The sequence below is a fragment of the Tardiphaga sp. 768_D3_N2_1 genome, assembly GCF_052076105.1.
GTDB lineage: Bacteria > Pseudomonadota > Alphaproteobacteria > Rhizobiales > Xanthobacteraceae > Tardiphaga.
Genome location: NZ_CP197245.1, coordinates 1277175 through 1293437 on the forward strand (window position 1 = coordinate 1277175; position 16263 = coordinate 1293437).

The 16263-nt window shown below is 62.4% G+C and carries 14 protein-coding genes; 10 read left to right on the forward strand and 4 right to left on the reverse strand.

Going from position 1 to position 16263, the window contains the following annotated elements; translation table 11 throughout:
• The first annotated feature begins 130 nt into the window (after nt 1-130).
• Nucleotides 131-1876 (forward strand): sulfatase-like hydrolase/transferase, encoded by a 1746-nt coding sequence (locus AB8A27_RS05900; protein ID WP_441241100.1) that lies wholly within the window; start codon nt 131-133, stop codon nt 1874-1876.
• 4 nt (nt 1877-1880) lie between these two features.
• On the opposite strand, the gene AB8A27_RS05905 is transcribed toward AB8A27_RS05900, so the two are convergent.
• Nucleotides 1881-3437 (reverse strand): ABC transporter permease/substrate-binding protein, encoded by a 1557-nt coding sequence (locus AB8A27_RS05905; protein WP_441241101.1) that lies wholly within the window; start codon nt 3435-3437, stop codon nt 1881-1883.
• Complete coding sequence (locus AB8A27_RS05910; protein ID WP_441241102.1) at nt 3434-4240, reverse strand: ATP-binding cassette domain-containing protein; 807 nt, start codon at nt 4238-4240, stop codon at nt 3434-3436. The genes AB8A27_RS05905 and AB8A27_RS05910 overlap by 4 nt, the downstream gene beginning before the upstream one ends.
• A gap of 297 nt (nt 4241-4537) precedes the next feature.
• On the opposite strand from AB8A27_RS05910, the gene AB8A27_RS05915 reads away from it, so the two are divergent.
• A complete protein-coding gene (locus AB8A27_RS05915) occupies nt 4538-5344 on the forward strand; it encodes an ABC transporter ATP-binding protein (RefSeq protein WP_441244837.1) in 807 nt (268 codons plus the stop codon).
• Entirely contained in the window at nt 5341-6129 is a 789-nt protein-coding gene (locus AB8A27_RS05920) for an ABC transporter permease (protein WP_441241103.1), read from the forward strand. Before AB8A27_RS05915 ends, AB8A27_RS05920 begins: the two co-directional genes overlap by 4 nt.
• Before the next feature lie 177 nt (nt 6130-6306).
• On the opposite strand, the gene AB8A27_RS05925 is transcribed toward AB8A27_RS05920, so the two are convergent.
• On the reverse strand, nt 6307-6768 hold the full coding sequence (locus tag AB8A27_RS05925; RefSeq protein WP_441241104.1) for a cupin domain-containing protein: 462 nt from the start codon (nt 6766-6768) through the stop codon (nt 6307-6309).
• A 178-nt stretch (nt 6769-6946) separates the two neighbouring features.
• Here AB8A27_RS05925 and AB8A27_RS05930 point away from each other — a divergent pair, with 178 nt between their 5' ends.
• The 3 genes from AB8A27_RS05930 to AB8A27_RS05940 all read left to right on the forward strand — a co-directional run bounded on the left by AB8A27_RS05930 (nt 6947) and on the right by AB8A27_RS05940 (nt 9802).
• Nucleotides 6947-7969 (forward strand): ABC transporter substrate-binding protein, encoded by a 1023-nt coding sequence (locus AB8A27_RS05930; protein WP_441244838.1) that lies wholly within the window; start codon nt 6947-6949, stop codon nt 7967-7969.
• 9 nt (nt 7970-7978) lie between these two features.
• Nucleotides 7979-8686, forward strand: a complete 708-nt coding sequence (locus tag AB8A27_RS05935) for an NUDIX hydrolase (RefSeq protein WP_441241105.1) — start codon at nt 7979-7981, stop codon at nt 8684-8686.
• A gap of 66 nt (nt 8687-8752) precedes the next feature.
• A complete protein-coding gene (locus AB8A27_RS05940; RefSeq protein WP_441241106.1) occupies nt 8753-9802 on the forward strand; it encodes a polyphosphate kinase 2 family protein in 1050 nt (349 codons plus the stop codon).
• 119 nt (nt 9803-9921) lie between these two features.
• On the opposite strand, the gene AB8A27_RS05945 is transcribed toward AB8A27_RS05940, so the two are convergent.
• Nucleotides 9922-10815, reverse strand: coding sequence for a dihydrodipicolinate synthase family protein (locus tag AB8A27_RS05945; protein ID WP_441241107.1), 894 nt, complete (start codon nt 10813-10815; stop codon nt 9922-9924).
• A gap of 500 nt (nt 10816-11315) precedes the next feature.
• Between AB8A27_RS05945 and AB8A27_RS05950 the strand changes: the two genes are divergently transcribed.
• The 4 genes from AB8A27_RS05950 to AB8A27_RS05965 all read left to right on the forward strand — a co-directional run bounded on the left by AB8A27_RS05950 (nt 11316) and on the right by AB8A27_RS05965 (nt 16170).
• Nucleotides 11316-12881, forward strand: coding sequence for a 2-isopropylmalate synthase (locus AB8A27_RS05950; RefSeq protein ID WP_092147344.1), 1566 nt, complete (start codon nt 11316-11318; stop codon nt 12879-12881).
• A gap of 196 nt (nt 12882-13077) precedes the next feature.
• Nucleotides 13078-14079 carry a TRAP transporter substrate-binding protein gene (locus AB8A27_RS05955; protein WP_441241108.1) on the forward strand — a complete coding sequence of 334 codons (1002 nt, stop codon included), beginning with the start codon at nt 13078-13080 and terminating at the stop codon, nt 14077-14079.
• A gap of 157 nt (nt 14080-14236) precedes the next feature.
• Complete coding sequence (locus AB8A27_RS05960) at nt 14237-14848, forward strand: TRAP transporter small permease (protein WP_441241109.1); 612 nt, start codon at nt 14237-14239, stop codon at nt 14846-14848.
• Nucleotides 14845-16170 carry a TRAP transporter large permease gene (locus tag AB8A27_RS05965; RefSeq protein ID WP_441241110.1) on the forward strand — a complete coding sequence of 442 codons (1326 nt, stop codon included), beginning with the start codon at nt 14845-14847 and terminating at the stop codon, nt 16168-16170. The genes AB8A27_RS05960 and AB8A27_RS05965 overlap by 4 nt, the downstream gene beginning before the upstream one ends.
• Nucleotides 16171-16263 lie beyond the last annotated feature (93 nt).

Consider the following 16263-nt stretch of genomic DNA (forward strand, 5'->3'; position numbering starts at 1 on the left):
AAGGTTCATTGTCTGTTCATGACGATTGTATTACGTTTTTATGACATTCCGCAGGGTCCGGTCGCGGGTGTGAGCCGGCTGGCTGTTGCCAGACAGGGCAGTTTTCTTGCCGGGTGTTCGCAGGCAAGCCATGCTGCCGCCCTCGATCTCAGTCTCTCCGGCGCAAGCCGGCCGCCGCTTCAAGGAGCGGTTGGCGGTCGCTTGGCAATATGTTCGGCACTGGCCGCTGCGCACGGCGCTGATCGCCGGGATTCATGTGCTTGCGATCTATGTGCTGGCCTCGGTCGAATATGGCCCGTTCGCCATGACGCTGGCGCTGCTCACCTGGGCCTTGCTCAATTTCCTGTTCCTCGCGCTGTTGAAGCGGCCGGGTGTCAGCGCGGTGCTGTCGCTGCTGCTGGTCACGGCGCTGATCGTGCTGTCGCAGTTCAAGTTCGGCATCACGCAGCTCACGCTGACCTTTCTCGATTTCCTGATCATCGATCGCGATACGATCTCCTTCCTGCATTCGATCTTCCCGCAACTGCGCACCTGGCTCCTCATCGCCACCGCCGTCGCGTTGCCGATCCTCTGGCTGATCTGGCGCGCCGATCCGTTCCGCCTGCGCCGCCGCACTGCTATGGCCTGTGCGGGCGCCTGCATAGTGGGGATTGTCGGCCTGTCGGCGGCTAATCCCGAAAAGCCATGGGAGCCGTTCCAGGGCGTCAATCATATTTCCAATCTGGCGCGTTCGGGCGTGGTCTCCGTCTCGCATCTGACCGCGACCGGCTGGATCGAGGCGGACTCCAAGAGCCTCGTGAGCTCTGCGCAGGCGTCGCCCATGACCACCTGCGAACCGGGCGTGAAGCGGCCGAATATCGTGATGGTGCTCGACGAGTCGTCTTTCGACGTGTCTGCGGCACCCGGCGTGAAGGTGCCTGCGGGCTATCATGATTATTTCAAATCTGCCGATGGCCAGCAGCGCGCGCTGATCACCGAATCCAGCGGCGGGCCGACCTGGTACACCGAATTCAACATCTTCACCGGACTGTCGGCGCGCTCCTTCGGTGCGCTGAAATTCTATGTGACACGCATTGCCGCCGGAAAGATCTCTCGTGGCCTGCCGCAGGCGCTGCAGCGCTGCGGCTACAAGACGTTCTCGCTGTATCCGACCTACGGCAATTTCCTCAGCGCGCGCAGCTTCCAGCAGGGCGCCGGCATCGACGGCTTCATCGACATGGCGGCGATGGGCGTCAGCGAGGACATGCAGCCCGACCGGTTCTATTTCGATCAGGCGAGGGATCTCATTGCGCGTGAGAGCAAGACCGACCAGCCGGTCTTCGTGCTGGTCTATCTCACCGCCAATCATTTCCCGTGGACCACGACCTATCGCGACGACCTGACGCCCACCGATTGGCAGGCGCCGGGCAATGCGGCGGAGGTGGACGAATATATCCGCCGTCAGGCGATGACGGCTGCGGACTACAAGGCTTTCGTGGCGCAGCTCCAGAAGGATCACCCGACCGAGCCGTTCCTGCTGGTGCGGTTCGGCGATCACCAGCCGGCAATCGCGCAGAAGCTGATGGAGCCGGATCTGGCGCAGCCGAAGCGCGCCAACCGGATCATGACCCATGATATCCGTTACTACACGACCTATTATGCCATCGATGCGCTGAACTATCGCCCCGAACTGTCGTCGGCGCTGCCGACACTGGATGCTGCCTATCTGCCCCTCATGGTGCAGGAGGCCGCGCGCGTGCCGCTCGATCCGTCCTTCGTCGAGCAGAAGAAGATCATGCTTCGCTGCAAGGGCGTATTCTATGGCTGCAAGGACGGCGACGAGGCGAGCCGGTTTAATCGCTGGCTGATCGATGCGGGGCTGATCAAGGATTTGTAGCGCTCTACTTCCCGATCCTTTCCCACATCCACTTCGCCACGCTCTCCGGCGAACTCGTCGCATCATTCCCCGCGGCGCGCAGATTGGCCTCCCGCATCAACGGCAAATCGATCTTTCCTAGCAGCGGCTGCAACGCGCTGCGGAGCTTGTCGTCGCTCGCGCGCTTCGGTGCGAGCAGCATGATCGCGTCATAGGGCGGGATCGCGTGTCTGGGATCGTCCAGCACCACGAGATCGTATTTCGCGATCAGCCCGTCGCTGGTGTAGCCGGCGATGACGTCGACCTCGCCGGAGGCGACGGCGGCATACATGAAGTCCGGTTGCATGGTGCGCTGGGCCTTGAACGAAAGGCCATAGGCTGTCTTCAGCCCCGCCCATTCCGGCCGCGAGAAGAATTCGTAGTCGCCGGCGATGGTCATATTGCCGCTTAGTGCAGCGAGATCGGCCGCGGTCCTGATCCCCAGCGCCTGCGCCTTTGCGCGCGGCATCACCAGCGCATAGGCATTGGCAAAGCCGAGTTCGCCGAACAGAGTGATGTTCGCTTTCGCGAGTGTCGCCTTCAGCTCGGTGAGCAGTTGTTCACGCGGCAGGATCTCGCTGCGATGAAACTGGTTGGCCCACAGCGTGCCGGAATAGTCGATGTAAACGTCGATATCGCCCGCGGCCAGGGCATCATAGATCACGCTGGAGCCGAGACCCTGCCGCGTGGTGGCGGGCAGGCCAGCGGCCTGCAGCCGCTGTGACATCAGCGCGGCCAGCACATATTGTTCGGTGAAGGTCTTGGCGCCGACCACGATACGTGTGCCGGAGCGGGCGAAGGACGGCGCAAGCGTGACGATCACCAGCGCCGCGATACCGAGCACGCCGATGGTCGTGCGGATGCGGCTGCGCAGGCGGATGCCGGTTTCGATCAGCGCCAGTAATTGATCGACGGCCAGTGCAAGCACGGCGGCGGCGACGCAGCCGAAGATCACCAGCACCCAGTTCTGTGTCTGCAGGCCCGCGAAAATGTAGTTGCCGAGGCTGGTCTGGCCGATCGGCGTCGACAGCGTCGCCGTGCCGATCACCCACACGGCCGAGGTGCGGATGCCGGCCATGATGACGGGGAGCGCCAGCGGCAGTTCGACCATGGTCAGCGACTGCCGCGGCGTCATGCCGACGCCTTGGGCGGCCTCGGTCAATGCGGGATCGACGCCGTTCAGCCCGGTGATGGTGTTGCGCAGCACCGGCAGCATCGAATACAGCGCCAGCGCCAGCACGGCCGGCAGGAATCCGAAGGCCGAGAAACCGACGCCCAGATATTGCAGCGACAGCGCCGCGAGCGCGAGCAGCAGCGGATAGAACAGTGCCAGCAATGCGAGGCCGGGCACCGTCTGCACGATGCTGGCGATGCCGAGCAGCGCGCCGCGCAGCACCGGCCGATGTCGCGCGATGATCGCGAGCGGCAGGCTGATGATGAGGCCGAGCGCCAGCGCGGCGAGGCTGACACGGACATGGCTGCCGAGATAATCCGGCAGGTGGCCGAGCGCGTCGCTCCAGCGTGGATCGCTGAACAGGTTCATGCCGCGCCGTCCTGCGGTGTTGCACCGTCTTTCGGCAGCAGGACCTGAAGTCGTTCCGCCTGCCGGCGCGGTGTGCCCAGCAGCTCGCCGACATAGGGATCGGTGCTTTCGGACAACGCAGTGGGCGTGCCCTCTGCGAGCAGTCTGCCGGAGCGCATCACCGCAACACGATCGGCGAGCAGGATCGCTTCCGTCATGTCATGGGTGATCATGATCGTGGTGAGCTTGAGCTTGCGATGCAGCGCGCGATAGTCATCGCCCAGCGCATCGCGGGTCAGCGGATCGAGCGCGCCGAACGGCTCATCCATCAGCACGATGCGTGGCTTCGCAGCCAGCGCACGCGCGACACCGACGCGCTGGCGCTGGCCGCCGGAGAGTTCGTGCGGGAAGCGATCGCGATGCTGCGTGCGGTCAAGGCGCACGAGGTCGAGCAATTCATCGACGCGTGTGGCGATCTCCTTGGCGGGCGTACCCAGCAGCCTGGGCGTGATGCCGATATTGTCGGCGATGCTCATATGCGGAAACAGCCCGCCGCTCTGGAACACATAGCCGATGCGCCGGCGCAGGGTGATGGGATCGACCTGCGCGACGTCCGCGCCCGCGATGGTGATGTGTCCCGCGTCCGGCGCGATCAACCGGTTGGTCAGCCGCATCAAGGTGGTCTTGCCGGAGCCGGAGCCCCCCACGATCGCGAGGAACTCACCTTCGGCCACGTCGAGCGAGACGTCGTCGACGGCCCGGATACGTCCGCCGTCGAAGCTCTTGCTGATGTGGGAGAAGCGGATGAGGGGAGAGGACGTCATGCGCTGCTGTCGTCCCCGCGAAGGCGGGGACCCATAAACTCCGAAGCGATAATTGGAGACGGGTCGCTCCCACAGCGCAAAGTTAAAGCTCCTGAGTCTATGGGTCCCCGCCCCGTGCATGCCTTCGGCATGCTAGGCGGGGACGACAAATGATAGGCCATCGACCAAAGCTATCATGCAGCATTTGCCCTACCAACCCGGCCCGCCGTTGAATTCTCTGCCCCGCAGCGCTAAGCCTGTGCACGAACAAAAACACCTTGGGGAACGCGCGTGCAGGCAGGTGGGGCCGCGGCATCGATGGCGGTGGCGCTTGACGACGCGACGGTGGCATTCGGCGTTGCCGACAATCGCATCTATACGGCGGTGGAGAAGGCGACATTGCGGGTCGCGGATGGCGAGTTCGTCGCCATTGTCGGACCGACCGGCTGCGGGAAATCCACTCTGCTGAATGTCGCTGCCGGGCTGCTGGCGCCAGCCTCCGGTACTGTCCGGATCTTCGGTCAGCCGCTGGGCGGACTGAACGCACAGGCGGGCTACCTGTTTCAGGCCGATGCGCTGTTTCCATGGAAGACCGCCCTCGACAATGTCGCCATCGGGCTGGAGATCGCCGGCATGGCGCGCGACGCGGCGCTGGCGCGGGCGCAGGACTGGTTGACCTCGGTCGGTCTCGGTGCGTTTGCCGGGCGCTATCCGCATATGCTGTCCGGCGGTCAGCGCAAGCGCGTCGGTCTTGCACAGGTGCTGATCCGCAATCCGAAGATCCTGCTGATGGATGAGCCGTTCGGGCCGCTCGATGCGCAGACCCGGCAGGTGATGGGCAACCTGTTGCTGGATCTGTGGAGCAGGGATCGCAAGGCGGTGCTGTTCGTGACCCACGATCTCGAAGAGGCCATCGCGCTGGCCGATCGCGTGGTCATCATGTCGGCGGGGCCCGGCTCGCGCATCATCGGCGACTGGAAAGTGCCGCTGCCGCGGCCGCGCGATATTTTCGACGTGCGGCTCGACAAGGAATTTCACACGCTTCATCGCGAGATCTGGAGCGTGCTGAAGGACGAAGTGATGAAGGGCTATGCGCAGTCCGCCGGCGTGGGAGCCGCGTCATGACGCGTCCTGTGCTGTTGCTGTGTCAGGTGCTCGTCGCCGTCGTGGTCATCGTGATGTGGCATGTGCTCACGACCATACCGATGTTCGGCCGCATCCTGCTGCCGCCGTTTTTCTTCTCCAACCCGATTGATGTCGGCAGCCAGATTGTCAGCTGGTTCGCGTCGGGCATCATCTGGAAGCATCTCGGCATCACGCTGCTGGAGTCCGTGCTGGCATTCGTGATCGGCTCCACGCTGGGCGTGCTGATCGGCTTCTGGTTCGCGCGCCAGCCGCGGCTTGCCGCCATCTTCGATCCCTATGTGAAAATGGCCAATGCGCTGCCGCGCGTCGTGCTGGCGCCGATCTTCGCGTTGTGGCTGGGGCTCGGCATCTGGTCGAAAGTGGCGCTCGGCGTCACGCTGGTGTTCTTCATCGTGTTCTTCAACGTCTATCAGGGCGTCAAGGAAGTCTCGCCCACGGTGCTCGCCAATGGCCGCATGCTCGGCATGAGCGAGCGGCAATTGATGCGCCACGTATTCTGGCCATCGGCACTGTCATGGATGTTTTCGTCGCTGCACACGGCGGTGGGATTTGCCGTGGTCGGTGCGGTGGTCGGCGAATATCTCGGCTCGGCGGCTGGGCTGGGCTATGTCATCCAGCAGGCGGAGGGCACGTTCGATGTCGCCGGCGTGTTCGCAGGCATGTTCGTGCTGTCGGCCTTTGTCATCGTGATCGACGTGCTGGTGTCGATTGTCGAGAAACGTCTGTTGGTGTGGAAGCCGGTGGTGAGTGACGGGCGGAGCTGAGAGATTCCCTCGCCCCGCTTGCGGGGAGAGGGTGGCGCAGCGAGCGAAGCTCGTTGCGACGGGTGAGGGGGAGCTAGCGAGTGAAACACTGGCTCCCCCTCACCCGGATCACGTGCCGCCGCTCGTGATCCGACCTCTCCCCGCAAGCGGGGAGAGGTTAAGCAAGAGCGTCGCTACTTACGGCAGCGGCTTGGTGTCGTCCGGTGCCTGCGGCGGGGTCTTGATGGCGATGGCGCGGAAGGCCTTGCCGTCCGGCTTGGTGCCGCCATGGGGCGTGCCCTTCGGGATGATGATGAGATCGCCGGCCTTGACCTGAACTTCCTTGTCGCCGAGCCACACCGTGCCGGTGCCTTCCAGGATATACTGGATCTCGTTGGTGTTGGGATGCATGTGCTTCACCACATTGCCGTCCTGTACCGAGATGGTCGCACCGTCGGCGGCCATGAACATCTTGGAGCGGAAGCCGGTGGGCGATGCCGGGCCGAGTGCGTCACCGACGAGTTCGGGGACATGCAGGACCTGGGCGGTGATGTTTTCCGCGGCCTGCGCCGGCGTGATGCCTTCGGGCAGCATATGCGTGATCAGGCAGCCGGCGGCGAAAGCGGCTGTGATCGAGAGTGTCGCGGTGATGCGATTCATGAACGTTCCCCCTTGATGACAATGATTTGTCGCGCGGATGCTATGTCGCGCCGGGTGTGTTGACCAGTGCCGGCTTTCCATCCGGCAGAGGCTCATCTATCCTCCGCGCCCGATCGCAGCGGAGGAAACAATGACAAAAAACATAAAAACCAGCTTGAGCCGTTTATTCCCGAACCGTTTGTTTTCAAGCCGTTTGGTCTTCGCTGGTCTGCTGTCGCTGTTTCTCGTTCATCCCGCTGCAGCGCAAACCAAGGTGACCATCGCGGTCGGCGGTGGGGCCTGCCTGTGCTATCTGCCGACCGTGCTGGCCAAGCAGCTCGGCGAATATGAGAAAGCGGGGCTCGCCGTCGAACTGGTCGATCTCAAGGGCGGCTCCGATGCGTTGAAAGCCGTGCTCGGCGGCAGCGCCGATGTGGTGTCCGGCTATTTCGATCATTGCGTGAACCTCGCCGCCAAGAAGCAGGAGCTGCAGAGCTTCGTGGTCTATGACCGCTATCCCGGCCTCGTGCTGGTGGTGTCGCCGAAACACACGGGCAAGATCAATTCGATCAAGGATCTCGCCGGCAAGAAAGTCGGCGTCAGCGCGCCGGGCTCGTCAACGGACTTCTTTCTGAAGTATCAGCTCAAGAAGAACGGCCTCGATCCGGCCGGCACGGCGGTGATTGGCGTCGGCCTCGGCGCGACGGCAGTGGCGGCGATGGAGCAGGGCCAGATCGAAGCCGCCGTGATGCTCGATCCTGCCGTTACCGTGCTGCAGGGTAGCCACAAAGACCTCACGATTCTCAGCGATACCCGCACGCAGAAGGACACGATGGCCGTGTTCTCCGGCGAATATCCCGGCGGCGCGCTGTATTCGACGACGGCCTGGGTGAAGGGCCACGAGAAGGAAGTGCAGGGACTGACCAACGCGATCATGAACACGCTGAAATGGATCCACAGCCATACGCCGGAAGAGATCATGGCGAAGATGCCGGAAGGCATCGTCGGCAAGGACAAGGAGCTCTATCTCGCGGCGCTGAAGAACACGATCCCGATGTATTCGGAAACGGGACTGATGGATCCGAAGGGCGCCGCGGCCGTGCTCGCCGTGTTCAGCGAGGGCTCGCCGGAGGTGGCCAAGGCCAATATCGATGTCAGCAAGACCTATACGAACAAATATGTCGAGCAGTTTACCAGGACGATGGGGACGAATGCGAAGTAGAGATACGCAATGACGACGCCGGTCATTCACCGCGTCACGCAACTCGACCTCACGCGCAGCGATTGGCAGTGGCCGTTCGCGCGTGAGCGAAGGGACGAGATCGATGCGCACTTCGCCGGCAAGCGTGCCGAGAAGCCGCAACTGTTCAATGGGCGCGTGTTGCTGGCGCGCAATGCGCAGTTCACCGGCGATCGGTTTCGGGCGGAATATTTCGAGACCGATTTTGCAAGCTTTCTGGCGTGGCGGGATTGGCGCTGTCCCGATCCGGACGTGTTCAACGGCTTTGGCATGGGCGCGCTGCGTGCCAGCGACGGCGCCTTCGTGCTCGGCGAGATGGGGCAGCATACATCCAATGCCGGACGCATCTATTTTGCGGCGGGCACGCCTGATCTGGATGACCTGCGCGGTGACGTGGTCGATATTGCTGGCAGTGTGACCCGTGAGGTCGAGGAAGAGCTCGGCCTCACAGAAGCCGATTATCGGGCCGACGCTGTCTGGTCCTGCGTCGTGACGGACTTCTCGGTGGCGATGATGCGTCTCCTCGATGCGGATCAGCCGGGTGATGCGCTGCGGAGCACCATCGAAGCCAATCTTGCCGGTCAGGCTGCTCCGGAGCTCAGCGGAATTCATCTGGTGCGCAGCGAAGCCGACTTCACCCCGACGATGCCGCTGTTTGTGACGGCGTTTATGACAGCGCAGCTGATGCCTGCGACCTGATCTACTGGTGTTGCCGGGATCGGCACGCTACGCTTGGCTTTCCCGTGTCCCGGAGTTGCCGATCTCATGTCTGCCAAGCCAGTTGTGTCTGCGTTGAAGTCCTATATCGAGCCGTATCGGGTTGATGGGTCGAAGGCTTTTCATCTCAAGGCGCATGACACCGATGCCAGCGGCGGGCTGCACAAGGAGACCGGCAAGAAGATCATCGAGGCCAACCGCCGCCGGCTGCAGGAACTACAGGAAAAGCTCTATGCGCAGGACCGTTGGTCGCTGCTGCTGATCTTCCAGGGCATGGATGCTGCTGGCAAGGACAGCGCCATCGAAAGCGTGTTCGACGGCATCAATCCGCAGGGCTGCGAGGTGCATGCGTTCAAGACGCCGTCATCGAACGAACTCGATCACGATTTCATGTGGCGCCACACTATCGCGCTGCCGCAGCGCGGTCGCATCGGCATCTTCAATCGCTCCTACTATGAAGAATGTCTGGTGGTGCGCGTGCATCCGGATATCCTCGGCAAGCAGAAGATCCCGGCGGAGCTGGTGACGAAGGATATCTGGCGCGAGCGCTTCGAGGACATCACCGCGTTTGAGAAATATCTGACGCGCAACGGCACCGTGGTGCTGAAGTTCTTTCTCAACGTCTCCAAGGAAGAGCAGCGCGAACGTTTCCTCGATCGTCTGGAGGAACCTGCGAAGAACTGGAAGTTCTCGACGGCTGATATCGCTGAGCGCGCGCTGTGGGACAAGTATCAGGAGGCCTATGAGGACCTGATCAAGAATACGTCCTGCGCGGAGGCGCCGTGGCATGTGGTGCCGGCGGATCGCAAATGGTTTTCGCGTGTGGTGATCGGCTCGGCCATCGTCAACGCGCTGGAGAAGCTGGACCTGCACTTCCCGATCGTGGACGGCGAGGCGAAGAAGGACTTTACGCTGATCCGCGAGGCGCTGGAGAAGGAAGGACCGCCGCGGGAGCGCGAGGACGTGGTGAAAAAGGTCGCTAAGAAGAAGGTGGCCAAGAAGAAGGTTGCGAAGAAGAAAGCGGCGAAGAAGGTTATCCTCTCCACAGCGTCCAGGCGGACCTCTCCACGTCGTCCCCGCGAAGGCGGGGACCCATAACCTCCGTCATTTATTTCGAAGCGGCGAAGTCGCGGCAACCGCGTTTTCACTATCTCTCCAGCGTGTATGGGTCCCCGCCTTCGCGGGGACGACGTAGAGTGTGGGGCGCTGTCGATCGCCTAACTCAACTTCAATTCCTTCAACACCTTCGCCACCTTGTCCTGCGCCGCATCCGGCAGCGGCAGCAGCGGGCGCGGTGGCTGCGCATCGGTGATCCCCATCTGCTCCGCAGCCGCATACATCACGCGCAGGCTGGAAAACTGCTTGAACAGATCCCAGAGCGGCTGCATCGCGTTGTTGAGGCGGCGCGCTTCGTCGGCATTGCCGGCCTGCGCCGCGCGGGTGATGGCGAGACAACTCCTTGGAAACAGGCCCGCCGCCACGCAGTACCAGGCATCGCCGCCGGCCAGCAGTGTCTCCATCGAATTCCAGTCACCGGCATAGCCGACCGAAAAGCCTGATGGCACGGCGGCCCGCATTTGCTTCAGGTGATCTGCGGCGAGGCTGGCTTCGGGGGAGGTGCCTTTCACCGCGACGACGCCGGGAATACGTGCGATGCGGCCGACAAGATCGGGCGTGAATTTGAAATGCGTGGTGGCGAAATTGTCGTAGATCACGATCGGCAGTTTGCTCGTTTCGGCGACCACCTTGAAGTGTTCGAACACCTCGTTCTCGGTGAGCGGCGTGTAGGACACCGGCGCCAGCAGGCCTGCGGCAGCGCCTGCCGCCTTGGCATCGCGGGCGAGTTCGATCGTCTCATCGGTACGTAGCGCGCCGATACCGACCAGCACGGGGACGCGGCCGTTCACCTCCGCGATGGCGGCTTCGGTGGCACGCCGGCGCTCGTCACGGCTGAGAAACGGATACGATCCGGTCGAGCCCAGCAATCCGATGGAATCGACCTTGGCGGCCGCCAGCGGCGCTACCAGCCGCCGCAGCGCAGGGGTATCGACGCGTCCCGTCGCATTCATGGGGGTGATCGGGAAGGCGGATAATCCCCTAGCGAAAGTCATTGTCCTGTCCTCGCAATTGCCGTTCGGTCTTAGGGCAAAAAGGGTGGTCGGGAAAACGTCCAGTTCCGCTGTTCTGGCTGGGCCAGTCGGCCGCGCGCCCGAGCGACTCCCGGGAGGATTTAGGTCAGTCTTCCTGACCCTCTTAGCCGTTGCAGGGTCCTGCATTTGTCGTCTAGAACGACCGCAGGCCCTCGTCGGCAACGAACCATCAAGGGTTTTCCTTGAGACTGGTTTTGGCCGAGGATGTGGGCCTGAAGGTGTGGCAATGCTGATTCGCAGCGACATGGTTGGAGTTTCCGGGGGAGTGGCTGTTGCCGCTGGTCCTGACGCGATTCCGGCTGCGCTGCGTTCGAACCTCCTTCTTGGCGGGCTGCTTCTGCTTATCTGCCCCTGAGCGCCGTCTGGGCCATCCGGCCTGGGTACTCAGGGGATCATGAGATTCAGAATCACCAGCCCTCTCTGGCGCCCAGACGGTAGCGCCCCGACTTAAGGAAGATCCCATGACCACCACCACCCCGTCCGACAAGGACCGCGTCATCATTTTCGACACCACCTTGCGCGACGGCGAGCAGTGCCCCGGCGCCACCATGACCTTCGAGGAGAAACTCGAAATCGCCGCGATGCTGGACGCCATGGGCGTCGACGTCATCGAGGCCGGTTTCCCGATCGCCTCCGATGGTGACTTCGAGGCCGTCAACGAGATCGCCAAGCGCTCGAAGAACTCGGTGATCTGCGGTCTGTCGCGCGCCGGCCAGAAGGATATCGACCGCTGCGCCGAGGCGATCCGTCCGGCCAAGCGCGGCCGCATCCATACTTTCCTGTCCACCTCGCCGGTGCACATGAAGTACAAGCTGCAACTGGAGCCGGACGCGGTCCATGATCTGGTGATCTCGTCGGTGACGCGCGCGCGCAACCACACCGATGACGTCGAATGGTCGTCGGAAGACGGCACCCGCACCGAATTCGACTTCCTGTGCCGCTGCGTCGAATCCGCCATCAAGGCTGGCGCCACCACCATCAACATTCCCGACACCGTCGGCTATTCGGTGCCTGAGGAATATTACGACCTGTTCAAGCGCGTGCGCGAGAACGTGCCGAATTCCGACAAGGCGGTGTTCTCGGTTCACTGCCACAACGACCTCGGCATGGCTGTCGCCAATTCCATGGCCGGCGTGCGCGGCGGTGCGCGTCAGATCGAATGCACCATCAACGGCATCGGCGAACGCGCCGGCAATGCTGCGCTGGAAGAAGTCGTGATGGCGATGAAGGTGCGCAACGACAAGCTGCCCTACTGGAACAATATCGACACCACCATGCTGATGCGCGCGTCGAAGGAAGTCTCGGCCGCGACCTCGTTCCCGGTCCAGTACAACAAGGCGATCGTCGGCCGTAACGCCTTCGCGCATGAGAGCGGCATTCATCAGGACGGCATGCTGAAGAACGCGCAGACCTACGAGATCATGCTGCCGGAAACGGTCGGCGTGAAGCAGACCTCGCTGGTGATGGGCAAGCATTCCGGCCGCCATGCCTTCATCCACAAGCTGGAGGAGATGGGCTACAAGCTGGGCCAGAACCAGCTGGAAGATGCATTCGTGCGCTTCAAGGCCCTGGCCGACCGCAAGAAGGACATCTACGACGAGGATCTGGAAGCGCTGGTCGATCAGGAAATGACCGCCGCCCATGATCGCATCAAGCTGGTGTCGCTGACGGTGATCGCCGGCACCCACGGTCCGCAGCGCGCGACGATGAAGCTGAACATCGACGGCGTGGTGAAGATCGAGGAGGCCGAAGGAAATGGGCCGGTGGATGCGGTGTTCAACTGCATCAAGGCGCTGGTGCCGCATGTGGCGAAGCTGGAACTGTATCAGGTCCACGCCGTCACCGAAGGCACCGACGCGCAGGCGGAAGTGTCGGTGCGTCTGGCCCATGAAGGCCGCTCCATGACCTCGCGCGCCGCCGATCCGGATACGCTGGTCGCTTCGGCCAAGGCCTATCTCGGCGCGCTGAACAAGATCGTCATGAAGCGTGATCGCGACATGCCGGCGCCGGTGGCCGCCGCGAGCTGATCGCTTCCCAAAACCTATACGCGCAACGAAACGCGGCGTCGCAAGACGCCGCGTTTTTGCATTGCGGCAAAGCTTTTGCCGCAACCCCTGCGAAGGGAGCGATGGCGTTTGATCGCTGATGACGATAAAGCTCCCTGTGACATCCAAGCGTAGCGACTTTTTAGAACAGCTCCGCGCGACCAACAGGGAGAACATCATGCGCAACTTTATTTTGGCCGCTGCGTCGATCGCAGCGCTCGCGCTGGCCGGTCCGGCCTCGGCTCAATCGCCCATCGTCATCAAATTCAGCCACGTCGTTGCGCCGAACACGCCGAAGGGGCAGGGCGCGGACAAGTTCAAGGAACTCGCCGAGAAATACACCAATGGCAAGGTGAAGGTTGAGGTCTATCCGAACTCGCAGCTCTACAAGGACAAGGAAGAGGTCGAGGCGCTGCAGCTCGGCGCCGTGCAGATGCTGGCGCCGTCTCTCGCCAAGTTCGGCCCGCTCGGCGTCAAGGAATTCGAGGTGTTCGACCTGCCCTACATCCTGCCGGACAAGGCGGCGCTCAATCGCATCACCACCGGGCCGATCGGCAAGGGTCTGCTGGCGAAGCTCGAGCCCAAGGGCATCAAGGGTCTCGCTTACTGGGACAACGGCTTCAAGATCATGACCTCGAACAAGCCGATGCATAAGGTCGCCGACTTCCAGGGCATGAAGATGCGCATCCAGTCGTCGAAGGTGCTGGAAGCCGAAATGCGCGCACTCGGCGCGATCCCGCAGGTGCTGGCCTTCTCGGAAGTGTATCAGGCGATGCAGACCGGCGTTGTCGATGGCAACGAGAACACCCCGAGTAACGTCTATACGCAGAAGATGCATGAAGTGCAGAAGCATATGACGATCTCGAACCACGGCTATATCGGCTACGCGGTGATCGTGAACAAGAAGTTCTGGGACGGCCTGCCGGCCGATGTGAAGCCGCAGGTCGAGAAGGCGATGGACGAAGCCACGGCTTATGCCAACAGCCTGTCGCAGAAGGAAAACGACGACGCCATCGTCGCCATGAAGAAGGCTGGTACCACCACCTTCTACGAGCTGAAGCCGGAAGAGCGCGCCGAATGGATGAAGGCGATGGAGCCGGTGACCGCGGACATGGCCTCGCGCGTCGGCAAGGATCTGATCGCGGCGTTCCAGAAAGAAGCCAACGCCAAGACCAATTGAGGCGCAGCGTAGCCGAGACCTCACCCTGAGGAGCGGCCCGCCTGGACCGCGTCTCGAAGGGTGAGTGAACGATATTCATGGTTCGAGAGGCGCACCAGGAGGCGCGCTCCTCACCATGAGGCCGCCGCCAGGCGGCCAGGGGAAGGGGACATATTCGGTGCGGTTCTTGTTACGCATCCTCGATCGTCTCGAGGAAACCCTGATCGCGACGCTGATCGGCGCCGCGACGGTGGTGATCTTTGTCGCCGTGGCGCATCGCTACACCACCGATTTCGTGGTGACGTATCGCAATCTGCCCGGCGCGATGGCGGCCTATAAGTTTCTCGCCGGCATCCATCTGTCCTGGGCGCAGGAACTTTGCATCTACATGTTCGTGTGGATGGCGAAGTTCGGCGCGGCTTACGGCGTGCGTACCGGCATCCATGTCGGCGTGGACGTGCTCGTGCTGCAACTGCCGCCGAAATGGCGCAAGGGCACCATCCTGTTCGGCCTTCTGTGCGGCGCACTGTTCACCGGTATCATCGGCACCATGGGCGCGAGCTTCGTGATGGGTCTGTCGCAGACCGATCAGACATCGCCGGATCTCGAGCTGCCGAGCTGGATCGTCTATCTCTGCATTCCGCTTGGTTCCTATCTGATGTGCTTCCGCTTCCTGCAGGTCGCCTACAGCTATTTCCGCTTCGACGATCTGCCGCATCATGATCACACCCATGTGGAGGGCATCGAGGTCGATACGGCGGTTGGTCCGACGCCGGAGGGCGCCCGATGACCACGCTCATCATCTTCGCGCTGCTCATTGCGCTGATGCTCACCGGCATGCCGATCTCGATTGCGCTCGGCCTGACTGTGCTGACCTTCCTGTTCTTCCTGACCCAGGTGCCGATCGAGGCGGTGGCGCTGAAACTGTTCACCGGGATCGAGAATTTCGAGATCATGGCGATCCCGTTCTTCATTCTCGCCGGCAACTTCCTGACCCATGGCGGCGTCGCCAGACGCATGATCAATTTCGCGACCTCGATGGTCGGGCACTGGTATGGCGGTCTAGGTCTCGCCGGCGTGATGGCCTGCGCGCTGTTCGCGGCGATCTCCGGCTCGTCACCGGCGACCGTGATTGCGATCGGCTCGATTCTGCTGCCCGCCATGGTCGCTCAGGGCTTTCCGAAGCGGTTCGGCGCCGGCGTCATCACGACGTCGGGCGCATTGGGCATCCTGATCCCGCCTTCGATCGTGATGGTGATCTATGCGGTGGCGACCGGCGGCAGCGTCGCGCTCGGCCCCGATGGCGCGCGCGTCACCTCGGCGTCCGTCGGCCAGTTGTTTATCGCCGGTGTTGTTCCCGGCCTGATGCTGGCGACGCTGCTCGGCGCCACCACGGTGTATCGCGCCTGGAAGTTCGACTATCCGCGGCTGCCGCGGGCGTCATGGGGTGAGCGCTTCAAGGCCTTTCGTGAGTGCATCTGGGGCCTGCTGCTGATCTTCCTCGTGCTCGGCGGTATCTATCGCGGGTGGTTCACCCCGACGGAAGCCGCGGCGGTCAGCGCCGTTTATGCCTTCATCATCGCGGTGTTCGTCTACAAGGACATGGGCCTGAAAGACGTGCCGCGGGTGCTACTCGGCTCGGCCAGCATGAGCGCGATGATCCTCTACATCATCACCAATGCGGTGCTGTTCTCGTTCCTGATGACGTCGGAACAGATCCCGCAGCAGCTCACCGCCTGGATCGTCGATATGGGCGTCAACTGGTGGACGTTCCTGATCTTCGTCAATATCCTTCTGCTGGTCGCCGGTAATGTGATGGAGGCGTCGTCCATCGTCCTCATCACCGCGCCGATCCTGTTTCCGATCGCCGTCAAGCTCGGCATACATCCGGTACATCTCGGCATCCTGATGGTGGTCAATATGGAGGTCGGCATGTGCCATCCGCCGGTCGGCCTCAATCTCTATGTCGCCTCGGGCATCGCCAAGATGGGCATCACCGAACTCACCATCGCGGTGTGGCCGTGGCTGCTGACCATGCTGATGTTCTTGGTTGCGGTGACCTTCATCCCGGAGATTTCGCTATGGCTGCCGCGCATGCTCGGGATGCTGTGACGAAATCGCGGCGCAGGAAATATTTCGACAACATATCGCGACACCACATGGCCAAAGCGTAAGTTGAAGGTCCGGCGGTGCAGGATCATCTTC

What these genes read in the sequence shown, in the direction of transcription:
- AB8A27_RS05900 (WP_441241100.1), top strand. Translation starts at nt 131, where the DNA reads ATGCTGCCGCCCTCGATCTCAGTCTCTCCGGCGCAAGCCGGCCGCCGC.
- AB8A27_RS05950 (WP_092147344.1), top strand. Translation starts at nt 11,316, where the DNA reads ATGACCACCACCACCCCGTCCGACAAGGACCGCGTCATCATTTTCGAC.
- AB8A27_RS05925 (WP_441241104.1), bottom strand. Translation starts at nt 6,768, where the DNA reads ATGAATCGCATCACCGCGACACTCTCGATCACAGCCGCTTTCGCCGCC.
- AB8A27_RS05920 (WP_441241103.1), top strand. Translation starts at nt 5,341, where the DNA reads ATGACGCGTCCTGTGCTGTTGCTGTGTCAGGTGCTCGTCGCCGTCGTG.
- AB8A27_RS05945 (WP_441241107.1), bottom strand. Translation starts at nt 10,815, where the DNA reads ATGACTTTCGCTAGGGGATTATCCGCCTTCCCGATCACCCCCATGAAT.
- AB8A27_RS05965 (WP_441241110.1), top strand. Translation starts at nt 14,845, where the DNA reads ATGACCACGCTCATCATCTTCGCGCTGCTCATTGCGCTGATGCTCACC.
- AB8A27_RS05905 (WP_441241101.1), bottom strand. Translation starts at nt 3,437, where the DNA reads ATGAACCTGTTCAGCGATCCACGCTGGAGCGACGCGCTCGGCCACCTG.
- AB8A27_RS05910 (WP_441241102.1), bottom strand. Translation starts at nt 4,240, where the DNA reads ATGACGTCCTCTCCCCTCATCCGCTTCTCCCACATCAGCAAGAGCTTC.
- AB8A27_RS05940 (WP_441241106.1), top strand. Translation starts at nt 8,753, where the DNA reads ATGTCTGCCAAGCCAGTTGTGTCTGCGTTGAAGTCCTATATCGAGCCG.
- AB8A27_RS05915 (WP_441244837.1), top strand. Translation starts at nt 4,538, where the DNA reads ATGGCGGTGGCGCTTGACGACGCGACGGTGGCATTCGGCGTTGCCGAC.
- AB8A27_RS05955 (WP_441241108.1), top strand. Translation starts at nt 13,078, where the DNA reads ATGCGCAACTTTATTTTGGCCGCTGCGTCGATCGCAGCGCTCGCGCTG.
- AB8A27_RS05935 (WP_441241105.1), top strand. Translation starts at nt 7,979, where the DNA reads ATGACGACGCCGGTCATTCACCGCGTCACGCAACTCGACCTCACGCGC.